The sequence below is a fragment of the Streptomyces sp. NPDC024632 genome (assembly GCF_055559175.1).
In genome coordinates this window covers 305,424-311,683 of sequence record NZ_JBVHLD010000008.1, presented here as the reverse complement: position 1 = coordinate 311,683, position 6,260 = coordinate 305,424, and the positions used below count along the sequence as shown (strand labels likewise).

Here is a 6,260-nt window from a genome sequence, read left to right as displayed (position 1 = left end):
ACCCCCCCCCCCCCCCCCCCCCCCCCCCCCCCCCCCCCCCCCCCCCCCCCCCCCCCCCCCCCCCCCCCCCCCCCCCCCCCCCCCCCCCCCCGCGGCGGTTCACGGACACCGCGCGAACCGGGTACGTGCCGAAGGCGGCCGGTCGCTCACGCCTGCGCGGAGCCCGGCGCCCGGTACATGTACGACGTCTCCTGCCGCCGCGCGGCGATCCGCCAACCGCCGCCGTCCCGCGCGAAACCGTCCACGTACCAGAAGCCGCACAGCAGCACACCGCGCTCGGCGGCCTTGCCGCCCTCGGGCAGGACGAGCGGGTTGAGGCACATGGTGCGGCCCGTCGCGCGGTCCCCGTCGAGCCGGATCGCGCAATTCCCGAGCAAATGCTGATATCCGGGAAAACGCGGCATGACGGCGGCGAGAAATTCCTTGATCTCCGGCAGAGTTCCGCGCGGTCCGCCGGTCGCCGTGTAGTCGAGGACCGCGTCCTTGGTGAAGACCGCGTCCAGCAGCGGCCATTGGCCGGTGTCCACCGCGTGGCTGTATTCGATCAACAGATCCTGGATTTCCAGCCGGTCGGAGATATCGCCGAGCGAGAGCATGCGGCCCCTCCTGCCCGCGCCCGGACGGACGCGTGGGCACCGCATGGATGGCACGCGCCACCGGAGAAGTCAAGACACCTGACAGGCGCGGAGTATGGGAATACCCGGAGAACCCTCCGCCCACGCCCGGTCCGCGGCCCGAGCCGCCTAGGATCGAGGGATGGATCTTCGATGGCCGCGACGCAAGAGGTGGTTCGCCGCCGCGGGGGCGCTCGTGGTGCTGGTGGCGGGCGGCGTCGCGGTCGGTACGGCGACCGCGTCCGGTGACGGGGGCTCGGTGCACCGCAGCGACGCGATGCTCGACGGCGCCGGGGGTGTACGCCTGGACACCTCGTACTTCACCTCGGGCGGTCCCGGCAGGCGGCCCGCCGTACTGCTCGGGCACGGCTTCGGCGGCAGCAAGGACGACGTGCGCGGCCAGGCCGAAGCGCTCGCCCGGCACGGCTACGCCGTACTGACCTGGTCCGCGCGCGGCTTCGGGCACTCCACCGGACGCATCGGGCTCAACGCGCCGGACGGCGAGGTCGCCGACGTCGGCAAGCTCGTCGACTGGCTCGCCGACCGCCCCGACGTGCGGCTCGACGCGCCGGGCGACCCGCGGGTCGGCATCTCCGGCGTCTCGTACGGCGGCGCGATCTCCCTGCTCGCCGCCGGTTACGACCAGCGCATCGACGCCATCGCGCCGCGCATGACGTACTGGAATCTGAGCGACGCGCTCTTCCCGAACGACGTCTACAAGAAGCTGTGGGCCGGCATCTTCTTCTCCAGCGGCTCCACCCCGCTGGACGCGGCAGCGGGCGGCGACCGGACCCCGGACACGGGCAGGGGCACAGGCACGGGCACGCCCACGCCCGCCGGAGCGCCGACGACCGCCGACCCCCTCTGCGGCCGGTTCGAACCGTCCGTCTGCGCGCTCTACCAACGCGTAGCCCAGGCGGGAAAGCCCGACGCCGCCGCCCGCGCGCGACTCGACGCGCTCAGCCCGTCCGCGGTCGGCTCCCGTATCAAGGTCCCCGCGCTGATCGTGCAGGGCCAGACCGACTCGCTGTTCACGCTCGCCCAGTCCGACGCGATGGCCAAGGCGATCAGGGCCAACGGCGCACCCGTGACCGTCGACTGGATCGCGGGCGGACACGACGGCGGCAACACCGAGAACGGCAGGATCGACCAGCGGGTCACCGCCTGGTTCGACCACTACCTCAAGGGCGAGACGTCCACGAGCACGGGACCCGCCTTCCGGGTCACCCGCACCGGCGGCCTCAACTCCACCGACGGCAGCGTCACCCTGCGCGGCGCGAGCGGCGACAGCTACCCCGGCCTCGACGGATCGGGCAGCCGGAAGATCGCGCTCGCCGGCTCCGCCCAGCGGATCACCAACCCGGCGGGCGGCGCCCCGCCCGCGATCTCCGCCGTCCCCGGCCTCGGCGCGCTCACCCAGCTCTCCTCGGTCGGCGCCGGCATCTCCCTGGACTTCCCCGGCCAGATCGCGGTGTTCGAGTCCGCGCCGCTGCGCGACGGCGCCCAGCTCACCGGAGCGCCGTCGGTGCGGGTGAAGGTCGCCACCGACGCGCCCGACGCCGTGCTCTTCGCGAAGCTCTACGACGTCGCGCCCGGCGGCAAGGAGACCCTGCCCGCCTCGCTCGCCGCCCCCGTACGCGTCGTCGGGTCCGGGCAGGGCACCACCGTCACGGTCCGACTGCCCGCCGTCGACCACGACTTCGCGGCCGGGCACCGACTGCGCGTGGTGCTGTCAACCACCGACCTCGGCTACGCCTCCCCGGCCGCGCCCGCGGCCCTGACCGTCTCGCTCGCGTCGCCGACGCTCACCCTGCCCACCGACACCGGGCTCCGCGCCGACGCCACCTCGGTCGCGTGGTGGGCCTGGGCGCTGCCGCTGATCGCGCTGGCCGTGGCCGCCGTCCTGCTGCTCACCGGCCGCCGCCGGGTCCGCCCGCGCCCGGCCGACCCGGCGCTCGCCGCGGTCCCGTTGCAGATCACCGGCCTCAGCAAGCGGTACGCGAAGTCCGTCGACCAGTACGCCGTACGCGACCTGTCCTTCCGCGTCGAACCCGGCCACGTGCTCGGCCTGCTCGGGCCGAACGGCGCGGGCAAGACCACCACCTTGCGGATGCTGATGGGCCTGATCCGTCCCGACGAGGGCGAGATCCGGGTGTTCGGCGAGGCGGTACGGCCCGGCGCGCCCGTGCTGTCCCGGCTCGGCGCCTTCGTGGAGGGCGCCGGATTCCTGCCGCATCTGTCCGGCCGCGCCAACCTCGACCTGTACTGGCAGGCCACCGGCCGCCCGGCGCAGGACGCCCACCTGGCGGAGGCCCTGGAGATCGCGGGCCTCGGCGACGCGCTGGAACGGGCCGTGCGCACCTACTCCCAGGGCATGCGGCAGCGACTGGCCATCGCGCAGGCCATGCTCGGCCTGCCGGACCTGCTGATCCTCGACGAGCCGACCAACGGACTCGACCCGCCGCAGATCCGCGAGATGCGCGAGGTGCTGATCCGCTACGCCCAGGCGGGCCGGACCGTGATCGTCTCCAGCCACCTGCTGGCCGAGGTCGAGCAGACCTGTACGCATCTGGTGGTCATGGACCGCGGGCGGCTGGTCACGGCCGGTCCCGTCGCCGACATCATCGGCTCGGCGGACACCGTGCTGGTCGGGATCGACGGCGAACTGCCGCAGAGCGCGGTCGAGAAGGTCGCCGCACTGCCCGGGGTCGCCACCGCGGTCCGCGAGGAGGACGGTCTGCTCGCGGTGCTCGACGGCCTGACCCCGGCGCAATTCGTGGCCGAACTCGTCCGTCTCGACGTGCCCGTGGCCCAGGTCGGGCCGCACCGCCGCCTGGAGGACGCCTTCCTGACCCTGATCGGAGGCTCCTCGTGAGCGCCGCACCCGCCATGCCCGCCCCCGCGCCCGCACCGGACGGGTCACCGGCCCGCGCCACCGCGCCCGGCTACCGCCCCGGCCGTACGCTGCGGCTGCGCGTCGAGGCCAGGCGGCAGTTGCGCAGGCGCCGCACGATGATCGTGGCCGCGCTGCTCGCCGCGCTGCCGTTCATCCTGATCGCCGCCTTCGCGATCGGCGGCACCCCGAGCGGCGAGGGAAGGAACGGCCCGACGCTGATCGACACCGCCACCGCCTCGGGCGCCAACTTCTGCGCGACCTGCCTGTTCGTCTCCGCGGGCTTCGTGCTCGTCGTGCCGGTCGCGCTCTTCTGCGGCGACACCGTGGCCTCCGAGGCGGGCTGGTCCTCGCTGCGCTATCTGCTGGCCGCGCCCGTGCCGCGGACCAGGCTGCTGGCCGTGAAGCTCACCGTGGCGCTGGGCTTCAGCGCGGTCGCGCTCGTCCTGCTGCCCGCGGTCGCGCTGGTGGCGGGCACCGTCGCGTACGGCTGGGGGGACCTGGAACTGCCGACCGGCGGGGCGCTGGCGTCCGGTGAGGCGCTGCCGCGGCTGGCGGTCGCCGTGATCTACATCTTCGTGAGCCAACTCGTCACGGCCGCGCTCGCCTTCTGGCTCTCCACGGTCACCGACGCGCCGCTGGGCGCGGTCGGCGGCGCGGTCGGCCTCACCATCGTCGGCAATGTGCTGGACGCCGTGACCGCGCTGGGGCGGTGGCGCGACGTGCTGCCCGCGCACTGGCAGTTCTCCTGGGCGGACGCGCTCCAGCCGACGATGGAGTGGTCCGGCATGCTCCAGGGCACCTCGGTGTCGGTCTCGTACGCGATCGTGCTGACGGCGCTGGCCTTCCGCGGCTTCCGCACCAAGGACATCGTGTCCTGACCCGCCGTCGGCCGTGTCGTGACGTGGCGTATGCCGTGCCGTGCCGTGACGTGACGCCGCCGTATGACGGGACCCGTGACGCCGCCGCACGCCGCCGCACCATGACGCCTCGTCATGGCATGCCCATGAAATAACCAGGGGGCGGCCATCCGGAGTAAAGCGGTCGGCAGCAAACGGCGAAGTCTCTTGTCCTGGGCATGATCTGTGGGTGTGATCGCGGCATCCGTCTCGTGCGGTCGCACTCCACACAAGGAGAGTCCATGCGCAGATTCCGTCCGCGGCCCCGCGCCGCGGTCGCGGCGGCAGGGGTCACCGCCCTCGCCGCCGCCGCTTTGACAGCCGCTCCCGTCGCCGGGTCCGCCATCGCCGCCCCGGCGCGTACCGCACCGGTGGTGAAGGCCGTGCCCGCGGTCACGGGACACCGGCTGGTGAGCGGGGTGAGCAGCCCGCTCAGCAGCGCGCAGTGCCAGGCGAAGTGGGGCATCAACTGCTACACCCCGCAGCAGTATCGCCAGGCGTACGACCTCAAGCCGCTCTACCGCGCCGGTATCACCGGCAAGGGGCGGACGATCGTGATCGTGGACTCGTTCGGGTCGCCGACGATCCAGCACGACCTCGACGTGTACAGCCGGCAGTTCGGCATCGCCAGCTCGCACGTACAGGTCGTCAAGTGGGGTGACGTGCCGCCGTTCGACCCGACGAATCCGGACCACACCGGCTGGGCGAGCGAGAGCACGCTGGACGTGGAGATGGCGCACGCCGTCGCGCCCGACGCGCACATCGTGCTGGTGGAGACCGGCGTCGCGGAGACCGAGGGCGTCGAGGGGCTGCCCGAGATGATGGACGCCGAGAAGTCGATGATCGAGCACGGCGTCGGCGACGTGATCACGCAGAGCTTCGGCGCCACCGAGAACACCTTCCCCGGCTTCGACCGGGGCGACTTCTCCAGCATCCAGAAGCTGCGGTACGCCTTCAAGGCAGCCGCCGCGCACGGCGTGACGGTGCTGTCGTCCTCCGGCGACGGCGGCGCCACCGACTCGATGGCGGACGGCGCCACCGACTACCCGTACCCGGTGAACTCCTGGCCCTCGTCCGACCCGCTGGTCACCTCGATCGGCGGCACGCAGCTCCACCTGGACGACGCGGGCGACCGCACCGCGCCCGACAGCGTCTACAACGACTACGGCGCGGGCGGCGGCGGCCAGTCGCACGTCTTCACCAGGCCCTCGTACCAGGACGTGGTCAAGAACGTCGTCGGCGCCCGGCGCGGCACCCCGGACATCTCGATGACCGCGGCCGTGGACGGCGGCGCGTGGGTGTACTCCTCCTTCGACCCGACGGCCGTCGGATGGGACGTGTACGGCGGCACCAGCGAGTCCAGCCCGCTGTTCTCCGGCATCGTCGCGCTGGCCGACCAGCTCGCCGGGCACCGGGTGGGCGACATCCACCAGGCGCTGTACGCGCTCTACCGGGGCGACAGCAGGCTCACCGGGATCGTGGACGTCAAGGACGGCACGAACAACTCCTACGACGGCGTCACCGGCTACACCGCGGTGAAGGGGTACGACATGGCGACCGGTGTCGGCACGCTGGACGCCGCGCGGTTCGTTCCCGCGCTGGCGATCGCCAGTTGGCGGCGCTGACCGTCCGAGCGGGGTACTGACAGGTCACCGCCGCGTCCGCGCGGGCGCGGCGGTGACACGTGCTGTCCGGGCGCCGGAAATGTCCGGTCCCGCGGGGTGAGTGGTCCAACTCCGTTATCTGTTAGGACTCTTGACAGTCGGGTGGTCCAGACCAACAGTATTGGTCCAGACCAGCAGCGCCCCCTGTGCTGTCGGCCCCCACACATCCCCCCTCGAAGGGAGCGCGGTC

Annotated in this window: 4 protein-coding genes; 3 read left to right on the top strand and 1 reads right to left on the bottom strand. The window is 72.9% G+C overall.

Going from position 1 to position 6,260, the window contains the following annotated elements; translation table 11 throughout:
- Positions 1-146: 146 nt before the first annotated feature.
- Positions 147-596, bottom strand: a complete 450-nt coding sequence (locus ACZ37P_RS19375) for a nuclear transport factor 2 family protein (protein ID WP_467347635.1) — start codon at positions 594-596, stop codon at positions 147-149.
- A 160-nt stretch (positions 597-756) separates the two neighbouring features.
- Between ACZ37P_RS19375 and ACZ37P_RS19370 the strand changes: the two genes are divergently transcribed.
- The 3 genes from ACZ37P_RS19370 (at position 757) to ACZ37P_RS19360 (ending at position 6,031) form a co-directional block, all read left to right on the top strand.
- On the top strand, positions 757-3,489 hold the full coding sequence (locus ACZ37P_RS19370; protein WP_467347634.1) for an alpha/beta fold hydrolase: 2,733 nt from the start codon (positions 757-759) through the stop codon (positions 3,487-3,489).
- Positions 3,490-3,503: 14 nt separating this feature from the next.
- Positions 3,504-4,388, top strand: coding sequence for an ABC transporter permease (locus ACZ37P_RS19365; RefSeq protein WP_188282197.1), 885 nt, complete (start codon positions 3,504-3,506; stop codon positions 4,386-4,388).
- A 260-nt stretch (positions 4,389-4,648) separates the two neighbouring features.
- Positions 4,649-6,031: a S53 family peptidase gene (locus tag ACZ37P_RS19360; RefSeq protein WP_467347632.1), complete on the top strand. Its 1,383-nt coding sequence runs from the start codon at positions 4,649-4,651 to the stop codon at positions 6,029-6,031.
- The last annotated feature ends 229 nt before the right edge of the window (positions 6,032-6,260 follow it).